Source organism: Mycobacterium sp. TY815 (assembly GCF_030755135.1).
Lineage (GTDB): Bacteria > Actinomycetota > Actinomycetes > Mycobacteriales > Mycobacteriaceae > Mycobacterium.
This window is the reverse complement of the sequence record NZ_JAUFRX010000002.1, coordinates 1,074,595-1,098,890: the sequence shown is the minus strand read 5'-3', so window position 1 is coordinate 1,098,890 and position 24,296 is coordinate 1,074,595. Positions and strand designations below refer to the sequence as shown.

The window sequence follows — 24,296 nt, the reverse complement described above, 5'->3', positions numbered from 1 at the left end:
GGGACCGTCGCCCTGGTGTCAGTTTCGGTGCAAGGGCATGGCCAGCCGTACTTGAACGGCCGGGTGCCGCTAAGCGAACGACGCCAGTTTGCCGGCCAGTCGCTCGACGTAGCCGGCCACCTTGTCCTCGTCGCTGTCGGGCAGCCCGAACAGCACCTCGGTGACACCGAGGTCGGCCCAGCGCGCCAGCTTCTCGCCGTCCGGCTTGAAGTCCAGCGCCACGATCTGCGGGGCGCCGTCACGGCCGGCCGCGGCCCAGACGTCCTGCAACAACTTCACCGGCTCGTCGATGTCGAAGTCCCGTGGAGTGGTGATCCAGCCGTCAGCGCTGCGCGCGATCCACTTGAAGTTCTTCTCGTTGCCCGCGGCGCCCACCAGGACGGGAATGTGCGCCTGCACGGGCTTGGGCCACGCCCAGCTCGGGCCGAACTTGACGAACTCGCCGTCGTATTCCGCCTCTTCCTGGGTCCATAGCGCGCGCATCGCCTCGAGGTACTCGCGCAGCATGGTGCGACGACGTCCGGGCGGCACGTTGTGATCGGCCAGTTCGTCTGTGTTCCAGCCGAAACCGACACCCAGACTGACGCGCCCGCCGGACATGTGGTCGAGCGTCGCGATGCTCTTCGCCAGGGTGATCGGGTCGTGCTCGACCGGCAACGCCACCGCCGTGGACAAGCGCACCCGCGACGTCACCGCACACGCCGCCCCGAGGCTCACCCAGGGATCCAGCGTGCGCATGTATCGGTCGTCGGGCAGCGACTCGTCACCGGTGGTGGGGTGCGCCGCCTCCCGCTTGATCGGTATGTGGGTGTGTTCGGGCACGTAGAACGTGTGAAAACCATGTGTGTCGGCGAGTTTCGCGGCGGCCGCCGGGGAAATGCCGCGATCGCTGGTGAACAGAACGAGGCCGTAGTCCATGCCCCAATTTAGAACGTGTTCTACTTTTGGCCGCACGCGGCCCCCTGCGGCGACGGGCATTACTTCGCCGAGGTGCGCTAGCGTGGTTGATCGAATGCGTCGCACGCGGCACCGCGTCGCTCCGCAGTAGAGGGGCCGTGACGGCACCGGAAGCAACAGGAGGACTCATGACCTACCAGCCCGGTAGTCCCGGATATCCATCCGCGCAGCAGCCCGCCGGCTCCTATGGCAGCGGCGCCGCCCCGGCCGCCCCCCAGGCTGAGCCCGGCGAAAGCAAGCTCGGGGTGTACCTGGCCATCGCGGTCTCGGCCTTCGGCCTGCTGGCCTACTTCTTCAGCTTCGGCCCGATGTTCAGCTACACCTCGGACATGGGCGGGTCCGGCATTGACGTCTCCGGTGACACCGGCTTATCGGTCGCCGTCGCCTTGGTTGCAGGGATGCTGGCGGGCCTCGGGCTGTTGCCGAAGGCCAAGAGTTACGTGCCTATTGTCGCGGTGCTTTCGATTTTGGGGGTGCTGCTGATCATCAGCGGGACGTTCAACAAGCCGAGCTCGTTCTCCACCGGCTGGGCGCTGTGGGTCGTGTTGTTCTGCATCGTGTTCCAGGCGGTGGCCGCGGTCGGCGCGTTGCTGCTGGAGTCGGGCGTGATCACCGCGCCGGCGCCGCGTCCCAAGTACGACCCGTTCGGCGGCGGCTACGGACAGTACGGACAGTACGGCCAATACGGGGGCCAGCCGGGCGGGTACTACGGTCAGCCGGGTGCACAGCAGCCCGCGCAGAATCCGGGTCAGTCGTCGGGATACGGCTCGCAGTACGGCGGTGGTTACTCGTCGAACCCCAACCCGCAGTCCGGTGGTTTTCAGGCGCAGCCCACGCAGCAGGTGCCCCAGCAGCAAGGGCAGACACACACCCCGCCCACCGGCTTCCCGAGTTTCAGCCCGCCTCCGCCGGTCAGTGCAGGCACCGGATCGCAGGGTGGTTCTGCCCCGGTCAACTACGGCAACAACGCCGGTGGTGGCCAGCAGTCGTCCTACGGTCAGGGTCAGCAGGCGTCCCCTGGTTCGGCGCCGGTCTAACCGCGCGCCCGCGCGCCTAGTCAGGCTCGTGCGCGAAGAGTGACCCACCAAGAGTGACCCACCAAGAGTGACCCACCAAGAGTGACAAGGGTGTCGGCAAGAAACGGAGAAACGGGCGCCCGCCAAGCGCGCGACCTGGTGAGGGTCGCTTTCGCGCCCGCTGTCGTGGCGCTGGTCGTCATCGCGGCCGTCACGCTGTTGCAGCTGTTGATCGCCAACAGCGACATGACCGGCGCCCTGGGCGCCATCGCCAGCATGTGGCTGGGCGTGCACCAGGTTCCCATCTCGATCGGCGGCCGGGAACTGGGCGTCATGCCACTATTGCCGGTCCTGTTGATGGTGTGGGGCACCGCACGGACGACGGCGCGCGCAACTTCGCCGTACTCCTCGTGGCTGGTGATTCGATGGGTCATCGCGTCGGCGTTGGGCGGTCCGTTGTTGATCGCCGCGATTGCGCTGGCGGTGATTCACGACGCGTCGTCGGTGCTGACCGAGTTGCAGACCCCCAGTGCCTTGCGCGCTTTCACCAGTGTGCTGGTGGTGCATGCCATCGGGGCCGCGATCGGGGTCTGGTCACGAGCGGGGCGACGGGCGCTGGCCGCTTCTGTCCTGCCGAACTGGCTGGGCGACTCGTTACGAGCCGCTGCCGCGGGCGTTCTCGCCCTGCTCGGGCTTTCCGGCATGGTGACGGCCGGGTCGCTGGTCGTGCACTGGTCGACCATGCAGGACCTGTACGGGATCACCGACTCCATCTGGGGACAGTTCAACCTCACCGCGCTGTCGGTGCTCTATGCGCCGAATGTGATCGTCGGTGCCGCGGCCGTGGCGGTGGGTTCCAGCGCCCACATCGGGTTCGCGACATTCAGCTCGTTCACGGTTTTCGGCGGCGACGTGCCGGCCCTGCCGATCCTGGCCGCAGCGCCGACCCCGCCGCTGGGACCGGTGTGGGTTGCGCTGCTGATCATCGGCGCGGCCGCCGGTGTCGCGGTCGGACAGCAGTGCGCCCGTCGTGCGTTGCCCCTGATCCCCGCGCTGGCCAAACTGCTGGTCGCGGCTCTGGTGGCGGCGCTGACGATGACGCTGCTCGGCTATGGCGGGGGCGGCAAACTGGGCAACTTCGGCGACGTCGGTGTCGACCACGGGGCCATGTTCCTCGGCGTGCTGTTCTGGTTCACCGTGGTGGGGGGCGTCACCGTGGTGATGACGGGAGGCATTCGGCGGCGCCCGCGGCGGCGGCGGGTCAAACCTGCTGTCGCACCGGAGCCGGTCGCCGCAGAAGAGCCGTTGACGGACGCCTTCGACGACGACGAGTTTGAGGACGTCGAGGAGCCCCCGATGCCCGACGAGCAAGCCGAGCAGCCGCGCCACCCGACTGAAGACGACTAGTTCCCGTGCGCGTGCGCGTCGAGGGTGCGGCGAGGGTTGCGATGAGCGCGGCGGAACAGCCGTGGGCGCCATCTCGATGCCGGGGGACCGACTAGGCTCTCCGTGTGCAGGAACCGCTCCGTGTACCCCCGAGTGCACCGGCGCGGCTGGTGGTGCTGGCGTCGGGAACCGGATCGCTGCTCAACTCCCTGCTGGACGCGGCCCGGGGCGACTATCCCGCGCGCGTGGTGGCCGTCGGCGTCGATCGCGACTGCCGGGCCACCCAGATCGCCGCTGACGCCCAGATCCCGGCCTTCGCCGTCCGTGTCGGCGAGCACCCCACCCGCGACGACTGGGACGCCGCCATCACCGAGGCCACCGCCGCCCACCACCCCGACCTGGTGGTGTCCGCGGGATTCATGAGAATCCTTGGCCCGCAATTTCTTTCGCGGTTCAACGGCCGCATCCTGAACACCCACCCGGCGCTACTGCCCGCCTTTCCCGGTGCGCACGGCGTTCGCGACGCGCTGGCCTACGGCGTCAAAGTCACCGGCTGTACGGTGCACCTGGTGGACGCCGGCGTGGACACTGGTCCGATACTGGCGCAGCAGCCCGTCGACGTGCGCGACGGCGACAATGAAGAGACCTTGCATGAACGCATCAAGGTCGTGGAACGCCAACTCCTGGTGGATGTGGTGGCCGCGATCGCGACCCGCGGCGTGACGGTCACCGAGCGAAAGGCGACCCTGGGATGAACATCGACAAGAAGCCGATCCGTCGCGCACTGATCAGCGTGTACGACAAGACCGGACTGGTCGAACTCGCGCAGGGCCTGACCGCCGCCGGGGTCGAGATCGTCTCGACCGGTTCGACCGCCAAGACCATTGCGGACAAAGCGATTCCGGTCACCCGCGTCGAGGAGCTCACCGGATTTCCCGAGGTGCTCGACGGGCGCGTCAAGACCCTGCACCCCAAGGTGCACGCCGGTCTGCTCGCCGATCTGCGCAAACCCGAGCACCGCGAGTCGCTCGAGAAGCTCGGCGTCGCCGCCTTCGAACTCGTCGTCGTCAACCTCTACCCGTTCACCCAGACCGTCGAGTCCGGCGCCAGCCCCGACGAGTGTGTCGAGCAGATCGACATCGGCGGGCCGTCGATGGTGCGCGCCGCCGCCAAGAACCATCCCAGCGTCGCCGTCGTCACCGACCCCCGTGGATACGACGGCGTGCTGGCCGCGGTGCGGCACGGCGGATTCACCCTCGCCGAGCGGAAGAAGCTGGCGTCGTTGGCTTTTCAGCACACCGCCGAATACGACATCGCCGTGGCGACCTGGATGCAGTCCACCCTGGCCCCGGAGGAGCCCGTGCAGGAATTCCCGCACTTCTTCGCCAAGAATTGGCGCCGCCAGGCGACTTTGCGCTATGGCGAGAACCCGCATCAGCAGGCCGCCCTCTACCTCGATCCCGGCGCCTGGCCGGGTCTGGCGCAGGCTGAGCAGCTGCACGGAAAAGAGATGTCCTACAACAACTTCACCGATGCGGATGCGGCCTGGCGGGCGGCCTTCGACCACCAGCAGACGTGCGTGGCGATCATCAAGCACGCCAATCCGTGCGGCATCGCGATCTCCGACGTCTCGGTCGCCGACGCGCACCGCAAGGCCCACGACTGCGACCCGCTGAGCGCCTTCGGCGGCGTGATCGCCGCCAACACCGAAGTCAGCGTCGAGATGGCGGAGTATGTCAGCACCATCTTCACCGAGGTCATCGTGGCGCCGGCGTACGCGCCGGGCGCCCTCGAGGTGCTGACACGCAAGAAGAACATCCGGGTACTGCTCGCCTCCGAGCCGCTTGAGGGCGGCCACGAGCTGCGCCCGATCAGCGGCGGCCTGCTGATCCAGCAACGTGACCAGCTCGACGCCGCCGGCGACGACCCGAACAACTGGACGCTGGCCACCGGCGAACCCGCCGACCCCGCCACCCTCACCGACCTGGTGTTCGCCTGGCGGGCCTGCCGCGCGGTGAAGTCCAACGCGATCGTCATCGTCGCGGGTGGCGCCACCATCGGTGTCGGCATGGGGCAGGTCAACCGCGTCGACGCCGCGCGGCTCGCGGTGGAACGCGGCGGCGACCGCGTCAAGGGCGCCGTCGGCGCGTCCGATGCGTTCTTCCCGTTTCCGGACGGACTGGAGACGCTGACGGCCGCGGGCGTCAAAGCCGTCGTGCACCCGGGCGGTTCGGTACGCGACGACGAAGTCACCGCGGCCGCGGCCAAGGCCGGTGTCACGTTATACCTCACTGGTGCACGGCACTTCGCGCACTGAGGCCTCCCAGGTGCAGGTGCGGCTGGTCTGCGGCACCCTCCCGAATCAGGGGAGTCCCGCCAAAACGCTGCTGGGTCCGCTGCGACCGCTCTAATGTGTACGCGTCGGGATCTGCGAACGCCCGGGTTGTTCGCGACGCATTGTGACGGACGCGCGTAGAAGGACTCCCGATGAGCTTTTTGATGTTGCCGCCGGAAATCAACTCGATGTTGATGCACATCGGCGCTGGCTCGGCCCCGATGCTGGGTGCCGCGTCGGCATGGGACGGTTTAGCCGCCGAATTGGGTGCTGCGGCGTCGTCATTCTCGTCGGTGACGTCAGGCTTGACCAGTCAGGCGTGGCAGGGTGCGGCCTCTCAGGTGATGGCGGCGGCGGCGGCCCCGTACGCGTTGTTTCTGAACGCCGCGGCCGAGCATGCCGCGACGGCCGGTCAGCAGGCCCGGGTGGTGGCGGGCGTATTCGAGACGGCACAGGCGTCGATGGTGCATCCCGCAGCCATCGCGGCCAACCGCGATGGCTTTGTGCAGTTGGTCATGTCCAACTTGTTCGGCCAGAATGCGCCCGCGATTGCGGCAACGGAGTCCGTATACGAAGAAATGTGGGCGCGAGATGTCGACGCGATGATCGGCTATCACGCTGGGGCATCCCAAGCCGCGGCGGCATTGCCGGCCGCGGGCAAGTTCACCGGCGGTGCGGCAGTCCTGCGTAACCTCATGACATTGTTCAAGCGCCTTCCCAAGGCCGTCAATCGCCTGAGAAAAGCCGATGAGAAATTGGGCGGCGAGATCAGAAGACGCGAGGATGCCTTGGGTGCGGGGTTTGTTCGCGACGTCCAACACATCGTTGACGAGATCAATAAAGCCGTGAACGCACCCGTGGTCAACGAATTCAAGAGCAACCTCGCGCAGATCGTCCCGAATGGAATACCGATCATTGCGCCCGGGGGAGGCATAGGCATCATCCGCAGGCTCTGATCGTGCTCGCAGATTCTCGCTACCAGGCGATCTGCCCGCCCGCGCTCAGCCGCTTACGCTTGCGCCGAGAGTGAAATCCGCGACCGACACGCCGGGAATGTGGGCCGGGAAAGTCACTCTCGTCGGCACAACGAGAGCTGGCGTCGTAGCTTGGAGAGGTGACTTCACCGAGCAATCTGCCCCGAACCCTTGGCGAGCTGCGGGCCTCCGGTCACCGTGAGCGGGGGGTCAAGCAGGAGATCCGCGAAAATCTGCTGACCGCTTTGGCGGACGGCGACGAGGTATGGCCCGGCATCCTGGGGTTTGACGACACCGTGATCCCGCAACTGGAGCGGGCACTGATCGCCGGCCACGACTTCGTGCTGCTGGGGGAACGCGGCCAGGGTAAGACCCGGCTGCTGCGGGCGCTGACGGGCCTGCTCGACGAGTGGACTCCGGTGATCGACGGATCCGAGCTGGGCGAACATCCGTACACGCCGATCACACCCGAGTGGATCCGCCGCGCGGCCCAGTTGCAGGACGACCTGCCGGTGGCCTGGAAGCACCGCAGCGAGCGCTACACCGAGAAGCTGGCCACTCCCGATACCAGCGTCGCCGACCTGGTCGGTGACATCGACCCGATCAAGGTCGCCGAAGGGCGCAGCCTGGGCGACCCGGAAACCATTGCCTATGGCCTGATTCCGCGCGCACACCGCGGCATCGTCGCCGTCAATGAGCTTCCCGACCTGGCCGAGCGGATCCAGGTCTCGATGCTCAACGTCATGGAGGAGCGCGACATCCAGGTCCGTGGCTACACGCTGCGGCTGCCGCTGGACGTCCTGGTGGTGGCCAGTGCCAACCCCGAGGACTACACCAACCGCGGGCGCATCATCACCCCGCTCAAGGACCGGTTCGGCGCCGAGATCCGCACCCACTACCCGCTGGAGTTGGCGGCCGAAGTCGGCGTCATCGCCCAGGAAGCGCACCTGAGCGCGCAGGTGCCCGACTATCTGCTGCAGGTGATCGCGCGGTTCGCCCGCTACCTGCGTGAGTCGAGCTCCGTCGACCAGCGCTCCGGGGTGTCGGCACGGTTCGCGATCGCGGCGGCCGAGACGGTCGCGGCCGCGGCCCGGCACCGCGGCGCGATCCTCGGGGAGACCGACCCGGTGGCCCGCGTAGTCGACCTGGGCACGATCATCGACGTGCTGCGCGGAAAGCTGGAGTTCGAATCCGGCGAGGAAGGCCGCGAGCAGGCCGTACTCGAGCACCTGCTGCGCCGCGCCACCGCCGACACCGCATCTCGGGTGCTTGGCGGCATCGACGTCGGCACGCTGGTCTCGGCGGTCGAGAGGGGATCCGCGGTCACGACGGGGGAGCGGGTGTCGGCCAAGGATGTGCTGGCCGCGGTGCCCGGTCTGCCGGTGGTGGACAAGATCGCGGCCAAACTGGGTGCCGAGTCCGAAGGGGAGCGCGCGGCGGCACTGGAACTGGCGCTGGAAGCGTTGTATCTGGCCAAGCGGGTCGACAAGGTATCCGGGGAGGGGCAGACGGTTTATGGGTAGGTCTCACTCGCAGCGCTACTCGGCGTACACCGGCGGGCCCGATCCGCTGGCTCCGCCGGTGGATCTGCGTGAGGCGCTCGAACAGATCGGGCAGGACGTCATGGCGGGCACCTCACCGCGGCGGGCCCTGTCGGAGTTGTTGCGCCGCGGCTCCGAGAACATGCGCGGTGCCGACCGGCTGGCCGCCGAGGCCAACCGCAAGCGACGGGATCTGCTGCGCCGCAACAACTTGGACGGCACCCTGCAGGAGATCAAGAAGCTGCTCGACGAGGCGGTGCTGGCCGAGCGCAAGGAACTGGCCCGTGCCCTCGACGACGACGCCCGCTTTTCCGAGCTGCAGCTGGAGTCGTTGCCGCCGTCGCCGGCCAAGGCCGTGCAGGAGTTGTCCGAATATCAGTGGCGCAGCCCCGAGGCCCGGCAGAAGTACGAACAGATCAAGGATCTGCTCGGCCGCGAGATGCTCGACCAGCGGTTCGCGGGTATGAAGCAGGCGTTGGAAGGCGCCACCGACGAGGACCGCCAGCGGGTCAACGAGATGCTCGACGACCTGAACGACCTGCTGGACAAGCACTCTCGCGGTGAAGACACCCAGCAGGACTTTCAGGACTTCATGAACAAGCACGGCGAGTTCTTCCCGGAGAACCCGCGCAACGTCGAGGAGCTGCTGGATTCGCTGGCCAAACGGGCCGCGGCGGCCCAGCGGTTCCGCAATAGCCTGAGCCAGGAGCAGCGCGACGAGCTGGATGCCCTGGCGCAGCAGGCCTTTGGGTCCCCGTCGCTGATGAACGCCCTGAATCGTCTGGACGCGCACCTGCAGGCGGCCCGGCCGGGCGAGGATTGGACCGGGGATCAGCAATTCTCCGGCGACAATCCCATGGGCATGGGCGAGGGTACGCAGGCGCTGGCCGACATCGGGGAGTTGGAGCAGCTGGCCGAGCAGCTGTCGCAGGCATACCCGGGCGCGACCATGGATGACGTCGACCTCGACGCGTTGGCCCGGCAACTCGGTGACGACGCCGCCGTCGATGCCAGGACGCTGGCCGAACTCGAACGGGCGCTGCTCAATCAGGGTTTTCTCGACCGCGGGTCCGACGGTCAGTGGCGACTGTCTCCCAAAGCCATGCGCCGGCTCGGCGAGACGGCATTACGCGATGTCGCACAACAACTTTCGGGACGCCACGGCGAACGTGACCACCGTCGGGCCGGTGCGGCGGGCGAGTTGACTGGCGCGACGAGGCCGTGGCAGTTCGGCGACACCGAGCCCTGGAACATTTCCCGCACCCTCACCAATGCCGTACTGCGGCAATCGGGTACCCGCACGCTGGATGGGCAACTGAGCATCACGGTCGACGACGTGGAGGTCTCCGAGACCGAGATGCGCACGCAGGCTGCGGTCGCGCTGCTGGTGGACACGTCGTTCTCGATGGTGATGGAGAACCGGTGGCTGCCGATGAAACGGACGGCGCTGGCGCTCAACCACCTGGTAAGCACCCGGTTCCGGTCAGATGCCTTGCAGATCATCGCCTTTGGCCGCTACGCGCGCACCGTGTCGGCCGCCGAGCTGACCGGATTGGAGGGCGTCTACGAGCAGGGCACCAACCTGCACCACGCGCTCGCGCTGGCGGGCCGTCACCTGCGCCGGCATCCCAACGCCCAGCCCGTCGTGCTGGTGGTGACCGACGGGGAGCCCACCGCGCATCTGGAGGACTACGGAGACGGCACGTCGGTCTTCTTCGACTACCCGCCGAACCCGCGCACGATTTCCTTCACCGTCAAGGGATTCGACGACATGGCCCGGCTGGGCGCGCAGATCACCATCTTCCGGCTGGGCAGTGACCCCGGCCTGGCCCGGTTCCTCGACAAGATCGCCCGCCGGGTCGAGGGGCGGGTGGTGGTGCCCGATCTCGACGGCCTGGGTGCCGCGGTCGTGGGCGACTACCTGAAGTCGCGCCGCCGCCGCCGCTAGTGCGCGACCACTAGCCGGGTCGCCTGTTCATGCCGGCCACGACAGGCGTGATGAGGTCTTTCGGGAGACCGGCCAGCACAACCGCGAGGTTGTAGGCACTCATCCGGAGGTTCCCGTTGCTGCCCGGCTCGGCGTACTCCGAGTGCCCGTAAGCGCGTTCGTGCAATTGACCGTCGCCGTACCGGCCGTCCATCGCATACCCGGTGTTCGCCGACAGTTCAGTCATCCCGGGCACCTCCTGCGGGGCGGCGCCGAAGGCGCGCAATCCCGGAATCAGTTCGGAGACAATGTCATCCGTCCCGACCATGTAGTACGCATGTCCCCGGGGGACGCCGAGCTGCGAGGCGTCGGTGAGTTCGGCCCCAGGCGAGCCGTACAACACCACGTCGCTGACCGGCGCACCTTGCTGCACAGCCAGACTGGTCGTCACCGACCCGTAGGAGTGCCCGAACGCGGCGATGCCCGGCTCTGCGGTGTTGCCGGCCGCGGCCAGACCGCGGTAGAAGCTGTTCAGGGCGCGGGCGCCGTCGCGCGCAAGCCAGTCGTGTCCCACATCCCGCAGGCTGTCCGGGGCGTCGTAGCCGAGCCAGGCGATCGAGGCCACCGCGTCGGGATGGGCGACGCCGGCGCGGCTCCGCAGCAGTCTCGCCTCGTCGCGCTGAAACCGGGCCTCTCGCACCATCTTCCCGGTGCTCGCGCTCACCCTCGTGGTCAGCCCGTTGACGGTGACCCCGATCCGCTCGGCGTTGTCGACGTCGCCGATCGCGACGGCCGCGAGCACCTTTCCCGGGACGGCTGCGGTATCCAGCAAGAGCAGACCGGCATCCGGATTCTCGGCCAGGCTGTCATGCAGCGCGGTGAGGTCTGCCAATGCGCCGGGGTCGGTGTGCCAGCCGTACGAGTCGATCCAGCCCTGCCGCAACCGGTCGAGCTCTCGTTGCAGCACAGGGATATTGAGCTCGTTGCGGACCGTGGCCGGTATGCCGTCCCGGTTGCGCAGCGCGTCGGGCCAATTCTGCCTGGCCCGGTCTTGTTGCCACGGCGTCAAGGCATGCCACCACGTCGCGACGGCCGCCGGAGCGGCGTCCGGGGCCGGCAGTTGCGGCGGGCTCGGTTGGCGGTGGCTGAGTTGCGACTCGACCCGATCGGCGTGGAGGTCACCTTCGGCGCCGCGGATCGCGGCTGCAAGGTCTTCGTCGGCGCGCTCGGCATCGGCCAACAACCGGCGCAGGCCTTCGGTCAGCCGCACCGCCGCATCGAGGATGGCCTCTTGCTGGGCGGCGGTGAAGGCGGGCAGGTTCGACGGCGGCAGCGCCATCGCGACGGCCTCATCGATCACCAGATGGCTTTGCCGCGCCCCCTCCCGCATCGCCTGCAGCTGCTGTTTGAGCGCGCCGACCTCCTCGGCGGATTGTTCGGCGGCATGCGCGACCGCGGCGCAGGCGTCCGCGTGGTCGTCCAGCACGAGCATGGTCTGACCGGTGGCTGCACGTGCCGCGTCGGCGGCGTCGCCTCCGAATGCCAGCAGCCGCATCAACTCGGTGACCACCGCGGATGTGGTCCGGGTCCCGTGTGCCCGTTTGATCGCCGCGTCGAAGACGGTGGTGATGGCCGCCGGATCCCAGCGTTCGATATCGGCCAGGGTCAACGTCATCGCAGCGTGGCGGCGTTATGGCGCTCCATCGCGCTGAAGCCGGCAGCGGCGACCCGCAGGCTGCCGGCATGCTCACCGAATCGGGCGAGCTGTCCGGCGGTGGCTGCCGCCCATCGGTCCAGCAGTCCCGACAGCGCCACGGCCGACGATCCCACCCAGCCTCGTTGCGCGTCATCCACGTCCCGGTGACAGGACGTCTGTAGATCGAGAAGGATCTGGCCGTGATCGGCCAGTTCGATGCTCGCCCTGAAAAGCGCGTCAGGAATTGCCCGCAAGTTTGGTGCCACTGGAATTCGCCTTCCGCCGATGCGAACGTTGGGCGAAGTGTGGCACCGCAATCGGCGGCCGGCGACTCAGCTTTCCACAGGCGGCGTGGGGCGCGGGTTGGCTACTTGCGAGCCTTCCGCGCCTTGCGCTTGATACCGACGCCACCCCACAGTGAGAAGCCTTTGATCTTTACGGTGGGCGCGCCCCGGGTGCCCTCACCGACGACTTCGTGGTCGAAGTTGCCCATCACGCCGCGGCCGTGGATCTCGACATTGACTTCGGGCGGCAACAGGAACGTCTGCGCGCTCATGATGGAGTAGGCGTGAATCTCGACCTCGGTGGAGGTGAAGTCCGCATAACGCAGGTCGATGACGCCGCTGCCCCAGAACGTGAAGGTGGTCAGCTTCTTCGGGATGTTCCATCGGCCGCGGCGCTCGAAACCGCTCATGATGGCCAGCAGCAGCGTGGAGGGTGCCGGATTGCAGTTGCCGCCGCGCCGGGGGCTGACCGCCGTGCCGGGTAGGTCGGCCCGCAGTTGGTCCAACTCTTGATAGGTGGTGGCGGCGTAAGCCTTGGTTAGTCGGTCTTCGTATTCGTTGAGCTGGAGGCGGCCCTGTTCGGCCGCATAGGCCAGCAACTGCGCAATCTGGATGCGGTCGGTGTCCTCTGCGCGCGACGTCTCGTCACGCGTGGCCTTCACATCACGCTGGGCTGGGTTGGTCATCTCACCCGCGAGCTTACGACTTTCACGGTTTGCTGCAAAAGGAGTTGGCTGAACTGCAACCTTGACAGGTTCCCAGCAGCCCCGTCAGGACGTGCGGTCGGTGTCGGAGACCCAGCTGGGGGGACGTTTCTGCAGAAAAGCAAGCATGCCTTCGCGTGCTTCTTCGGACACGAAGAGCCGGGCCGATTCCTCGGTGAGCCGCTCTGCGTCGCGATCGAAGCCCTCGAGCACAGCGGCGGTGGTGAGCGCCTTGGATGCGGCCAGGCCCTGCGGTGATCCGCGCCCGACGTCGGCGACCAGTCCGGCCACCGCGGCGTCCACGTCGTCGGCGGCCAGCGTGATCAATCCGATGGCTTCGGCTTCGCTGGCGCCGAATGTCTCGCCGGTGAGGTAATAGCGTGCGGCGGCCCGCGCGGACAGCTTTGGCAGCAATGTCAGCGAGATGATGGCCGGCGCGACGCCGATGCGCGCCTCGGTCAGGGCAAACGTGCTGCGCGGCCCGGCCACCACCATGTCGCACGCCCCGACGAGGCCGAAGCCGCCCGCCCGCACGTGGCCGTCGATGGCGCCGATCACCGGCCGCGGGGAGGAGACGATGGCACGCAGCAGCGCGGTCATCTCCTTCGCCCGGGCCACGGCCAGCTCGAAGGGGTCGCCCCCACCCGCCTCGGAGAGGTCGGCGCCCGCGCAGAAGGTGCCGCCGGTATGCCCGAGCACCACGACCCGCACCGCCGGGTCCGCCGCGGCGGCCCGCAGTCCCTCGTGCAACTGGGTGACCAGCGTGGTCGACAGTGCATTGCGGTTGTGCGGCGAGTTCAGTGTCAGCCGGGCAACCACGCCGTCCCGGGCGTACTCGACGAGGGTGTCCATCAGTACGAGCGGGGCAGGCCCAGTGACGTCTGCGCGACGAAGTTGAGCACCATCTCGCGGCTGATCGGTGCGATCCGCGCCAGCCTCGAAGCGGTCAACATGGCTGCCACGCCGTACTCCTTGGTCAGCCCGTTTCCGCCCATCGACTGCACGGCCTGGTCGACGGCCCGGGTGGAAGCCTCCCCGGCCGCGTACTTGGCCATGTTGGCGGCCTGGGCCGCGCCGCCGTCGTCGCCGGCGTCGTAGAGCGTCGCCGCCTTCTGCATCATCAGCTTGGCCAGCTCGACCTCGATGTGGCACTGCGCCAACGGGTGCGCCAGGCCCTGGTGCGATCCGATCGGAGCGCCCCAGACGTTGCGGGTCTTGACGTAGTCGACGGCCTTGTCGAGCGCGAACCGGCCCATGCCCACGGCACTGGCCGCGCCCATGATGCGCTCGGGGTTCAAGCCCGCGAAAAGCTGTGCGATCGCCGCGTCTTCGGCTCCGACCAGCGCGTCCGACGGCAACCGCACGTCGTCGATGAACACCTGGAATTGGCGCTCGGGGCTGATCAGCTCCATCTCGATCGGCGTGTAGGTGAAGCCGGGGGAGTCGGTGGGCACCACGAACAGCGCCGGCCTGAGCTTGCCGGTCTTGGCCTCCTCGGTGCGGCCGACCACGAGCACCGCCTGGGCCTGGTCGACGCCGGAGATGTAGACCTTCTGGCCCTTGAGGATCCAGTCGCTGCCGTCGCGGCGGGCGGTGGTGGTGATCTTGTGCGAGTTGGAACCGGCGTCGGGTTCGGTGATCGCGAAGGCCATGGTGAGGGTGCCGTCGGCGATGGCAGGAACCCAGCGCTTCTTCTGCTCCTCGGTGCCGAACTTGCTGATGATGGTGCCGTTGATGGCCGGTGAGACCACCATCAGCAGCAGCGCGCTGCCTGCGGCCGCCATCTCCTCCATGACCAGCGCGAGCTCATACATGCCGGCCCCGCCGCCGCCGTACTCCTCCGGCAGGTTCACCCCGAGAAAGCCGAGTTTGCCTGCCTCGGACCATAATTCGGTGGTGTGCTCCTGGGCGCGGGCCTTCTTCAGGTAGTACTCGGCACCGTAGCCGGACGCCCACTCGCGTACCGCCTTGCGCAGCGCCTGGCGGTCTTCGCTTTCGATGAAGCTGGTATCGGTCATGACGGATCTCCTTCTGATTCAGGCGCTTCCACTCTGGCCAGTACAGCGCCCACCTCGACTTGCTGGCCCGTTTGCACATTGATCTCGGTGAGCACGCCGTCGTTCGGCGCGGTGATGGTGTGCTCCATCTTCATGGCTTCCAGCCAGATCAGCGGCTGCCCGGCGGTGACGGTGGCGCCGACCTCGGCACCGATCCGAATGACGTTGCCGGGCATGGGCGCAACCAGCGATCCCTGTTCGACGGCCGATCCCGGTTCGGGGAACCGCGGCACGACCGCCAGGTGCACCGGGCCGCGCGCGGAGTCGACGTAGACGTCATCGCCGAACCGGGCGACGGCGAAACTGACGGCCACCCCGTTCTCGGCCAGTACCACTTGCTCAGGTGATGCGGACACAAGCTGCACCGACGTGTCGTGTGGCAACACCAACGAGGTTCGGGTGAAGCGGTATTCGACACGTTGTTCGGTGTCGGTGTCGTCCCGGTAGGTCTTGACCTGATAACCGGAGGACAGATTGCGCCAGCCGGAGGGCAGTGAGCCCAACGCCCCGGCGGTGGCCCGGTTGTGCGCGGCGTCGGCCAGTGCGGCGGCGATCGCCGACATCCGCACCGTTGCCGTGTCGGCCAGCGGCGCCGACAGTTCGGCCAGGCCGTGCGTGTCGAAAAACGCGGTGTCCGTGGCCCCGTCGAGGAAAGCCGGGTGCCGCAGCACGTTGACCAGCAGCTCGCGGTTGGTGCGCAGGCCGTGTACCTGGGCGCGGGCCAGCGCGTCGGCGAGCACCAGCGCAGACTGCCGCCGGGTCGGTGCGTAGGAGATGACCTTGGCCAGCATCGGGTCGTAGAAGATCGACACCACCGAGCCGTCGACGATCCCGGAATCCAGCCGGATCCCGGTCCGGTGCCCCAGCGAGCTGAACTCGGTGCGCACCGACGGCACGTGGATGCTGTGCACCGTCCCGGCCTGGGGCTGCCAGCCGTGCGCGGGATCCTCGGCGTAGAGCCGCACCTCGATCGAATGTCCCTGCGCTGCAGGGGGTTCGGCACCCAGATGGCCACCGGCGGCGACGTCCAGCTGCAGCTCGACCAGGTCCAGACCGGTGGTCTCCTCGGTGACCGGGTGCTCGACCTGCAGGCGGGTGTTCATCTCCAGGAAGAAGAACTCGCCGTCATCATCGGCGAGAAACTCCACCGTTCCGGCGCCGGTGTAACCGATCGCGCCCGCGGCCAGCCGAGCGGCCTCGAACAACCTGTCGCGCATGCCCGGGGTGCGTTCGACCAACGGTGACGGCGCCTCTTCGATCACCTTCTGGTGCCGGCGCTGGATCGAGCATTCCCGCTCGCCCACGGCCCACACGGTCCCGTGCGTGTCGGCCATTACCTGCACCTCGATGTGGTGCCCGGTCGGCAGATAACGCTCGCAGAAGACCGTCGGGTCGCCGAACGCGGACTGCGCTTCGCGTTGCGCCGCCTCGACTTCGCCCGCCAGCGCGGACAATTCGCGCACCACACGCATACCGCGCCCACCGCCGCCGGCGGATGCCTTGACCAGCACCGGCAGCTGAGCCTGCGTCACAGTGTCCGGGTCGAGCTCCTCGAGCACCGGCACCCCGGCTGACGACATCAGCTTCTTGGACTCGATCTTGGACCCCATCGCACGCACCGAGTCCACCGGTGGTCCGACCCAGGTCAGACCGGCTTCCTGCACGGCTGCCGCGAATTCGGCGTTCTCGGAGAGAAATCCGTAGCCGGGGTGCACGGCGTCGGCACCTGCCGCGCGTGCCGCGGCGATGATGGCCTCGGCGTTGAGGTAGTCATTGGTCTGCGCCAACCGCACCCGGGCGTCGGCCTCGGCGACATGCGGGGAGGCGGCGTCGGGTTCGGTGTAGACGGCGACGGTGCCGATACCCAGCCTGCGGCAGGTGGCGAACACCCGCCGGGCGATCTCGCCGCGGTTGGCAACCAGTACTTTCGAGATCCCCATGAAGCTCACATCCGGAAGACGCCGAAGTTCGACGTCCCCTTGATCGGGCCATTGGCTATGGCGGACAGACATATTCCCAGCACGGTGCGGGTGTCGCGCGGGTCGATCACCCCGTCGTCGTAGAGCATTCCGGACAGCACCAACGGCAGCGACTCGGCTTCGATCTGGCCTTCGACGGCGGCCCGCATCGCCGCGTCGGCCGCCTCGTCGACCTGCTGGCCGCGGGCCTCGGCGGCCGCCCGGGCCACGATGGATAGCACCCCGGACAGCTGCGCCCCGCCCATGACGGCGGATTTGGCGCTGGGCCAGGCGAACAGGAACCGCGGATCGTAGGCGCGGCCGCACATGCCGTAGTGGCCCGCGCCGTATGAGGCGCCGATCAGCAGCGAGATGTGCGGCACGGTCGAGTTGGACACGGCGTTGATCATCATGGAGCCGTGCTTGATCATGCCGCCCTCTTCGTAGTCCTTGCCCACCATGTAGCCGGTGGTGTTGTGCAAGAACAACAGTGGCGTGTCGGAGCGGTTGGCCAGCTGGATGAACTGGGTGGCCTTCTGCGATTCCTCGCTGAACAGCACGCCGCGTGCGTTGGCCAGAATGCCGATCGGGTAGCCGTGCAGTTGCGCCCACCCGGTCACCAGCGACGAGCCGTAGAGCGGCTTGAACTCGTCGAAGTCGGAGCCGTCGACGATGCGGGCGATCACCTCACGCGGATCGAACGGGATGCGCAGGTCGGCCGGCACGATGCCGATCAGTTCCTCGGTGTCGAAGAGCGGCTCGGTGACCGGCTTGGGCTTCGGCCCTTGCTTGGCCCAGTTGAGCCGGGCCACGATGCGGCGCCCGATGCGGATCGCGTCCAGCTCGTCGTGCGCAAAGTAGTCGGCCAATCCCGAAATGCGGGCGTGCATTTCGGCCCCGCCCAGGGACTCGTCGTCGGATTCCTCACCGGTGGCCATTTTGACCAGCGGGGGACCGGCCAGGAACACCTTGGAGCGCTCCTTGATCATCACCACGTGGTCGGACATGCCGGGCACGTACGCGCCGCCCGCGGTCGAGTTGCCGAATACCAGTGCGATGGTGGGGATTCCGGCGGCCGATAGCCGGGTCAGGTCGCGGAACATCCGTCCGCCCGGGATGAAGATCTCCTTCTGGGTCGGCAGGTCGGCGCCTCCGGACTCCACCAGAGAGATCACCGGAAGCCGGTTCTCGAAGGCGATCTGGTTGGCTCGCAGGATCTTTTTCAGCGTCCAGGGGTTGCTGGTGCCGCCTTTGACCGTGGGGTCGTTGGCGACGATCATGCACTCGACACCCTCGACGACGCCGATGCCGGTAACCGTGCTGGCCCCGACCTTGAATGCGCTGCCCCAGGCCGCCAGTGGACTCAATTCCAGAAACGGTGAGTCGGGATCGACCAGCAACTCGATGCGTTCGCGTGCAGTGAGCTTGCCACGAGCATGATGACGCTCAACGTATTTCGGCCCGCCGCCGTCGACGGCATTGGCGAACTCGGCGGCGATCTCGTCGAGCTTGGTGGTCGACGCGGCGGCCGCCTCGGTGAAGGTGGGCCCGTTCGGGTCGAGGGTGGACTTCAGAGCGCTCATGACCAGCTCCGACGATGCAGCGCGGAGCGATGAGGAGGAGGAGGTGTAATCATGACTGGTATCCCAGGAGTTTGGCGGCCAGCGCAGTGAGGATTTCGGTGGTGCCGCCGCCGATTCCCAGGATGCGCATGTCGCGGTACTGGCGCTCGATCTCGGATTCGGCCATATAGCCCATGCCGCCGAATAACTGGACGGCCTGGTTGGCCACCCACTCACCGGCCTCGACGGCGGTGTTCTTGGCGAAGCAGACCTCGGTGATCAGATTGGTGTCACCTTCGATCTGGCGCTCCACCACTCGGCGCGAGTACACCCGCGCGACGTCGATGCGGCGCGCCATCTCGGCGAGCGTGTTCTGCACCGACTGCCGTGAAATCAACGGGCGGCCGAAGGTCTCGCGGTCGCGGCACCACTGCGCGGTGATGTCCAGGCAGCGCTGCGCACTCGAATACGCCTGGGCGGCAAGGGCGATACGCTCGGAAACGAAGGCCTGGGCGATCTGGGCGAAGCCGGTGTTCTCCACCCCGACCAGGTTCTCCACCGGAACCCGCACGTCGGTGTAGGACAGCTCGGCGGTGTCCGAGGAACGCCAGCCCATCTTGTCCAGCTTGCGCGACACCTCGAAGCCCGGCGTGCCCTTGTCCACCACGATCAGCGAAACCCCTGCCGCGCCCGGGCCGCCGGTACGCACCGCGGTCACCACGAAGTCGGCGCGCACCGCGGAGGTGATGTAGGTCTTGGCGCCGTTGATCACATAGTGGTCGCCGTCTTTGACCGCAGAGGTGCGCAGGTGTCCGACGTCGGATCCGCCGCCGGGTTCGGTGATGGCCAGCGAGCCGATCTTCTCGCCGGCCAACGTCGGCCGCACGTAGGTGTCGATCAATCGCTGGTCGCCCGAAGCGATCATGTGCGGCACCGCGATGCCGCAGGTGAACAGCGACGCGAAAACGCCTCCGGGAGCGCCTGATTGGTGCATCTCCTCGCAGATGATCACCGCGTCGGCACCGTCGCCGCCACCGCCACCCACCGACTCCGGAAAGTTCGCGCCCAGCAGGCCCGCCTCGCCGGCGCGCCGGTGCAGGTCCCGCGGCAGGTCGCCGGTGCGTTCCCACTCGTCGATGTTGGGCAGCACCTCGCGTTCGGCGAAGGTGCGCACCGTCTTTCGCAGCTGTTCGCGCTCGGGTGTGGTCCAGATGTTCATAGAAACTTCTCCGGAATGTCGACGTGACGGCTGCGCAACCATTCGCCCAGCCCCTTGGCCTGCGGATCGAAACGGGCCTGGTAGGCCACGCCCTGGCCGAGTATGTCCTCGATCACGAAGTTCACCGCCCGGATGTTGGGCAGCACGTGCCGGGTGACCGGCAGCTCGGCCGCTTCGGGTAGCAGCTTCTTGAGCAGCTCTACGGTCAGCGTGTTGGCCAGCCACCGCCACTGTTCGTCGGTGCGGACCCACACCCCCACGTTGGCCGAGCCGCCTTTGTCGCCGCTGCGGGCGCCGGCGATCAGGCCCAGCGGCGCGCGACGGGTGGGCTCATCGGTCAGCGGTTCGGGCAGCTCAGGGGCGTTGGCCGACTCCAGCACCAAAGTCTCGGTGGCGCAGGGGATGTCGACGCGCGTGCCGTCGGCGTGCACGGCGACGTGCGGCACCAGCCGGGCGTCGACGTAGCCCGGGGTGTAGACGCCGTACACCTGGCCGTCACCCGGCGGGGCGGTGGAGGTGAAGCCCGGGTAGCTGGCGAGCGCCAATTCGACTGCGGCGGCGGAGAATTTGCGTCCCACATTCGCCGGGTCCGGGTCGCGGACCACGCAACTCAGCAACGCGCTGGCGCCCTGCTCGGTGTCGGCGTCGGGGTGGTCGGTGCGGGCCAGCGTCCATTCCAGCTCGGCGGGCTTGACCGTCAGCGTGGCTTCCAGCTGGCGGCGCACCAACTCTGCCTTGGCGTCGATGTCCAGGCCGGTCAGCACGAACGTCATCGAATTGCGGAAGCCGCCGATGCTGTTCAGGGACACCTTGAGCGTCGGCGGTGGCGGTTCACCGACCACGCCGCTGATACGCACCCGGTCGGGACCGTCGGGGGAGAGGTGGATGCTGTCCATCCGGGCTGTCACATCCGGGTTCGCATAGCGGGCGCCGGTGATCTCGTACAGCAGTTGGGCGGTGACGGTGTCGACGCTGACCAGGCCGCCGGTGCCGGGGTGCTTGGTGATCACCGACGATCCGTCCTCGAAGACCTCGGCCAGGGGAAAGCCCGGGTAGGTCAGGTCGGCGATCTCGGTGAAAAACGAGAAGTTGCCGCCGGTCGCCTGGGTGCCGCATTCGATGACGTGTCCGGCGACGACCGCACCGGCGAGTTGGTTGTAGTCGGTGCGTCCCCAGCCGAAGTGTGCGGCGGCCGACCCGACGATCACCGAGGCGTCGGTGACCCGGCCGGTGACCACGACGTCGGCTCCGGAGCTCAGGCAGTCAGCGATCCCCCAACCGCCCAGGTACGCGTTGGCGGTCAGCGGCGAGCCGAGTCCGAGTCCGTCCGCGCGCGCTTGTAGGTCGTCGCCTTCCACGTGGGCCACCCGCGCCGGGATGCCCAGGCGTTCGGCCAACGCGCGCACCGCGGCCGCGAGTCCCGCGGGGTTGAGGCCGCCGGCGTTGGTAACGATGCGCACGCCGCGCTCGTGGGCCAGTCCCAGACACTCTTCGAGCTGGGTGAGGAAGGTCTTGGCGTAGCCGCGTTCGGGATTCTTCATCCGGTCCCGACCCAGGATCAGCATGGTCAATTCGGCCAGATAGTCGCCGGTGATGTAGTCGACTTCGCCGCCGGTGAGCATCTCGCGCATCGCGGACAGCCGGTCGCCGTAGAAACCGGAGCAGTTCGCGATACGCACGGCACCAGAAGGGGCCTCGGAAGACAATGGGCCCGTCCTCCCTCCATTGGGACGATTCGGCGGCCGGATCAACCAACCAACCGGTAGGTTAGCGGGTGCGGGAGGCGCCGCGTCAACCGGCTCAGCGCACCGCTGTCCGAGGCCATTTTGGTGACCAGCGGGTCCACCCACTACCCTTGAGGTCAACCGTCGCCGTCCGGCCGCAATGCCATGGAGCGCGACACGCCCGACCAGAAGCCCCACACGAGGAGTTAGGCCCGACCATGGCCGTACCTAAGCGCAGAATGTCGCGCTCGAATACCCGCAGCCGGCGTTCGCAGTGGAAGGCCACCGCGACCGGGCTGGTCAACGTGAACGTAGCCGGCCAGAAGCACAAGGTGCCGCGTCGCCTGCTCAAGGCTGCCCGTCTCGGTCTGGTGGACCTCGACAAGCGCTGACGTCCCGTCAGTCACAACCGTCGCAGGAGTTTCTGCGCCGGTGGGCATCATGTCGCCCGCCTAAGAGCGACAACTCCGCTGTCCCAGTGAGCCGGGCATCTTTCCCGGTGAGCTGGGCATCCGTCGTTGTGAGCCGGGCACGAAGTGCTTCGGTTCGGCCAGTGAACAGCGTGACGGATGTGACGTGCTTAGCACCCTGAAATGCGCCATCGCGGCGCGCCTCTCAGGCCGCTCTCAGGCCTTCGTACGAAACTAGGCTCCGTGCGAATACTTGTCGTCGACGACGATCGTGCCGTGCGCGAGTCGCTGCGCAGGTCGCTCTCCTTCAACGGCTACTCCGTGGAGTTGGCCCATGACGGGGTTGAGGCGCTCGAACTGATCGCCAGCGACCGGCCCGACGCCGTGGTGCTGGATGTGATGATGCCGCGACTGGACGGCCTCGAGGTGTGCCGGCAGCTGCGCAGCACCGGCGACGACCTGCCCATCCTGGTGCTCACCGCGCGCGACTCGGTCTCCGAGCGGGTTGCCGGCCTGGACGCCGGTGCCGATGACTACCTGCCCAAGCCGTTCGCGCTGGAAGAACTCCTGGCGAGGATGCGCGCCCTGCTGCGTCGCACCAAGCCCGAAGATGCTGCCGAGTCGGTGGCGATGACTTTCTCGGACCTGAGCCTGGACCCGGTAACCCGCGAAGTCATCCGCGGCCAGCGCCGGATCAGCCTCACCCGCACCGAGTTCGCCCTGCTGGAGATGTTGATCGCCAACCCGCGACGGGTGCTGACCCGCAGCCGCATTCTCGAGGAAGTGTGGGGATTTGACTTCCCCACCTCGGGTAATGCGCTGGAGGTGTACGTCGGCTATCTGCGCCGCAAGACCGAGGCCGACGGCGAGCCGCGGCTGATCCACACCGTGCGCGGGGTGGGTTACGTGCTACGCGAAACGCCGCCCTGATGACCTGGTTCCGCCGCCCTGGCCGCCCTGGCCGCGCCGGCCGCGCACCGCTGCGGGCGACCAGTTCGCTGTCGCTGCGCTGGCGGGTGATGCTGCTGGCGATGTCCATGGTGGCGATGGTCGTGGTGCTGATGTCCCTCGCCGTTTACGCGGTGATCTCCGCCGCGCTCTACAGCGACATCGACAACCAGCTGCAGAGTCGTGCGCAACTGCTGATCGCGAGCGGGTCGCTGGCGGCGGATCCCGGCAAGGCGATCGAAGGCACCGCGTACTCCGACGTCAACGCGATGCTGGTGAACCCCGGCAAATCCATCTACACCGCCAACCAACCGGGCCAGACCCTGCCGGTGGGCGCGCCGGAGAAGGCCGTCATCCGCGGCGAGTTGTTCATGTCCCGGCGCACCGCCTCCGATCAGCGGGTGCTGGCCATCCACCTCAACAACGGCAGCTCGCTGCTCATCTCCAAGAGCCTCAAGCCCACTGAGCACGTGATGAGCAAACTGCGTTTCGTCCTGCTGATGGTCGGCGGGGTCGGTGTGGCGATTGCGGCCGTGGCCGGTGGCATGGTGACCCGAGCCGGGTTGCGCCCGGTGGGCCGGCTCACCGAAGCGGCCGAGCGGGTCGCCCGAACCGACGACCTGCGCCCCATCCCGGTATTCGGCAGTGACGAACTGGCCAGGCTCACCGAGGCGTTCAACCTGATGCTGCGGGCGCTGGCCGAATCCCGGGAGCGGCAGGCCCGGCTGGTTACCGACGCCGGCCACGAATTGCGCACCCCGCTGACGTCGCTGCGCACCAATGTCGAGCTGCTGATGGCCTCGATGGCGCCCGGAGCGCCCCGGCTGCCGGAGCAGGAGATGGTCGACCTGCAAGCGGATGTGATCGCGCAGATCGAGGAATTGTCCACGCTGGTAGGCGATTTGGTGGACCTCACGCGCGGGGACGCCGGCCATGCCGTGCACGAGCCGGTGGACATGGCCGAGGTCATCGATCGAAGCCTGGAGCGGGTTCGGCGGCGCCGCAACGATATTCACTTCGATGTCGAGGTGGTCCCCTGGCAGGTGTACGGCGACTCCGCGGGTCTGTCGCGCGCGGCGCTGAACCTGATGGACAACGCGGCCAAGTGGAGTCCACCCGGCGGGCACGTGGGTGTCACGCTGCGCCAGCTCGATCCGTCGCACGCCGAGCTGGTGGTGTCCGATCGGGGGCCGGGAATCCCGCCGCAGGAACGACGGCTGGTGTTTGAACGCTTCTACCGCTCGACGTCGGCACGGGCGATGCCGGGTTCGGGCCTGGGCCTGGCGATCGTCAAGCAGGTGGTGCTCAACCACGGCGGGTCGTTGCGCGTCGAAGACACCGAGCCCGGCGGCCAACCCCCGGGAACGTCGATCTATGTGCTGTTACCCGGGCGTCCGATGCCGGCCGCCGCACACCCGTCGTCCGGCGCCGTGGCCGAGCGCGATGCGGGAACCGACACGCGGGGGACCTCCGTTAGACGTACTGCGGACAGCGCAAAATCACGGGGATCCACGAATGTCATCTCAGTCGATTCTTAGTCCGCGCACGCAAGGTAGTTGGCAGTTAGTGTTGAAATTCAGCGTCATGCAAGCAACGCA

Annotated in this window: 19 protein-coding genes and 1 pseudogene; 10 read left to right on the top strand and 10 right to left on the bottom strand. The window is 67.7% G+C overall.

What is annotated here, in order from left to right; genetic code table 11:
* Window positions 1–69: 69 nt before the first annotated feature.
* Entirely contained in the window at window positions 70–918 is an 849-nt protein-coding gene (locus tag QXK92_RS24500) for an LLM class F420-dependent oxidoreductase (protein WP_306245890.1), read from the bottom strand.
* A 167-nt stretch (window positions 919–1,085) separates the two neighbouring features.
* On the opposite strand from QXK92_RS24500, the gene QXK92_RS24495 reads away from it, so the two are divergent.
* From QXK92_RS24495 to QXK92_RS24465, 7 genes and pseudogenes are all read left to right on the top strand, one after another.
* The gene (locus QXK92_RS24495; RefSeq protein WP_306245888.1) at window positions 1,086–1,994 is read left to right on the top strand and encodes a DUF5336 domain-containing protein; all 909 of its coding nucleotides are present in this window, start codon (window positions 1,086–1,088) and stop codon (window positions 1,992–1,994) included.
* A gap of 81 nt (window positions 1,995–2,075) precedes the next feature.
* Window positions 2,076–3,380: a DUF6350 family protein gene (locus tag QXK92_RS24490; RefSeq protein ID WP_371934589.1), complete on the top strand. Its 1,305-nt coding sequence runs from the start codon at window positions 2,076–2,078 to the stop codon at window positions 3,378–3,380.
* 104 nt (window positions 3,381–3,484) lie between these two features.
* Entirely contained in the window at window positions 3,485–4,114 is a 630-nt protein-coding gene (purN, locus tag QXK92_RS24485; RefSeq protein WP_306245886.1) for a phosphoribosylglycinamide formyltransferase, read from the top strand.
* Window positions 4,111–5,676 (top strand): bifunctional phosphoribosylaminoimidazolecarboxamide formyltransferase/IMP cyclohydrolase, encoded by a 1,566-nt coding sequence (gene purH, locus QXK92_RS24480; protein WP_306245884.1) that lies wholly within the window; start codon window positions 4,111–4,113, stop codon window positions 5,674–5,676. The genes purN and purH overlap by 4 nt, the downstream gene beginning before the upstream one ends.
* A gap of 170 nt (window positions 5,677–5,846) precedes the next feature.
* A pseudogene (locus QXK92_RS24475) lies at window positions 5,847–6,347 on the top strand (PPE family protein); the annotation flags it as partial.
* Window positions 6,348–6,808: 461 nt separating this feature from the next.
* Window positions 6,809–8,191 carry an ATP-binding protein gene (locus QXK92_RS24470; protein WP_306245882.1) on the top strand — a complete coding sequence of 461 codons (1,383 nt, stop codon included), beginning with the start codon at window positions 6,809–6,811 and terminating at the stop codon, window positions 8,189–8,191.
* Window positions 8,184–10,157, top strand: coding sequence for a VWA domain-containing protein (locus QXK92_RS24465; protein WP_306245880.1), 1,974 nt, complete (start codon window positions 8,184–8,186; stop codon window positions 10,155–10,157). Before QXK92_RS24470 ends, QXK92_RS24465 begins: the two co-directional genes overlap by 8 nt.
* A gap of 10 nt (window positions 10,158–10,167) precedes the next feature.
* Here QXK92_RS24465 and QXK92_RS24460 read toward each other — a convergent pair whose 3' ends face one another.
* From QXK92_RS24460 to QXK92_RS24420, 9 genes are all read right to left on the bottom strand, one after another.
* Window positions 10,168–11,811 (bottom strand): alpha/beta hydrolase, encoded by a 1,644-nt coding sequence (locus QXK92_RS24460; RefSeq protein WP_306245879.1) that lies wholly within the window; start codon window positions 11,809–11,811, stop codon window positions 10,168–10,170.
* Window positions 11,808–12,098, bottom strand: coding sequence for a WXG100 family type VII secretion target (locus QXK92_RS24455; RefSeq protein WP_306245877.1), 291 nt, complete (start codon window positions 12,096–12,098; stop codon window positions 11,808–11,810). Before QXK92_RS24455 ends, QXK92_RS24460 begins: the two co-directional genes overlap by 4 nt.
* 101 nt (window positions 12,099–12,199) lie before the next feature.
* Entirely contained in the window at window positions 12,200–12,802 is a 603-nt protein-coding gene (locus tag QXK92_RS24450; RefSeq protein WP_306245875.1) for a DUF1707 domain-containing protein, read from the bottom strand.
* Between the two features lie 84 nt (window positions 12,803–12,886).
* A complete protein-coding gene (locus QXK92_RS24445; protein WP_306245873.1) occupies window positions 12,887–13,672 on the bottom strand; it encodes an enoyl-CoA hydratase family protein in 786 nt (261 codons plus the stop codon).
* The gene (locus QXK92_RS24440) at window positions 13,672–14,838 is read right to left on the bottom strand and encodes an acyl-CoA dehydrogenase family protein (RefSeq protein ID WP_306245871.1); all 1,167 of its coding nucleotides are present in this window, start codon (window positions 14,836–14,838) and stop codon (window positions 13,672–13,674) included. The genes QXK92_RS24445 and QXK92_RS24440 overlap by 1 nt, the downstream gene beginning before the upstream one ends.
* The gene (locus QXK92_RS24435; protein WP_306245869.1) at window positions 14,835–16,817 is read right to left on the bottom strand and encodes a biotin carboxylase N-terminal domain-containing protein; all 1,983 of its coding nucleotides are present in this window, start codon (window positions 16,815–16,817) and stop codon (window positions 14,835–14,837) included. The genes QXK92_RS24440 and QXK92_RS24435 overlap by 4 nt, the downstream gene beginning before the upstream one ends.
* A 5-nt stretch (window positions 16,818–16,822) precedes the next feature.
* Complete coding sequence (locus QXK92_RS24430; RefSeq protein WP_306245867.1) at window positions 16,823–18,418, bottom strand: acyl-CoA carboxylase subunit beta; 1,596 nt, start codon at window positions 18,416–18,418, stop codon at window positions 16,823–16,825.
* Window positions 18,419–18,467: 49 nt separating this feature from the next.
* Window positions 18,468–19,616: an acyl-CoA dehydrogenase family protein gene (locus QXK92_RS24425; RefSeq protein WP_306245865.1), complete on the bottom strand. Its 1,149-nt coding sequence runs from the start codon at window positions 19,614–19,616 to the stop codon at window positions 18,468–18,470.
* Window positions 19,613–21,295 (bottom strand): acyclic terpene utilization AtuA family protein, encoded by a 1,683-nt coding sequence (locus QXK92_RS24420; RefSeq protein WP_306246476.1) that lies wholly within the window; start codon window positions 21,293–21,295, stop codon window positions 19,613–19,615. The genes QXK92_RS24425 and QXK92_RS24420 overlap by 4 nt, the downstream gene beginning before the upstream one ends.
* A 263-nt stretch (window positions 21,296–21,558) precedes the next feature.
* Here QXK92_RS24420 and rpmF point away from each other — a divergent pair, with 263 nt between their 5' ends.
* The 3 genes from rpmF (at window position 21,559) to QXK92_RS24405 (ending at window position 24,236) form a co-directional block, all read left to right on the top strand.
* Entirely contained in the window at window positions 21,559–21,732 is a 174-nt protein-coding gene (gene rpmF / locus QXK92_RS24415; RefSeq protein ID WP_055576903.1) for a 50S ribosomal protein L32, read from the top strand.
* Between the two features lie 261 nt (window positions 21,733–21,993).
* Window positions 21,994–22,680: a two-component system response regulator MprA gene (gene mprA, locus QXK92_RS24410; protein ID WP_055576902.1), complete on the top strand. Its 687-nt coding sequence runs from the start codon at window positions 21,994–21,996 to the stop codon at window positions 22,678–22,680.
* On the top strand, window positions 22,680–24,236 hold the full coding sequence (locus QXK92_RS24405) for a HAMP domain-containing sensor histidine kinase (protein ID WP_306245862.1): 1,557 nt from the start codon (window positions 22,680–22,682) through the stop codon (window positions 24,234–24,236). The genes mprA and QXK92_RS24405 overlap by 1 nt, the downstream gene beginning before the upstream one ends.
* Window positions 24,237–24,296 lie beyond the last annotated feature (60 nt).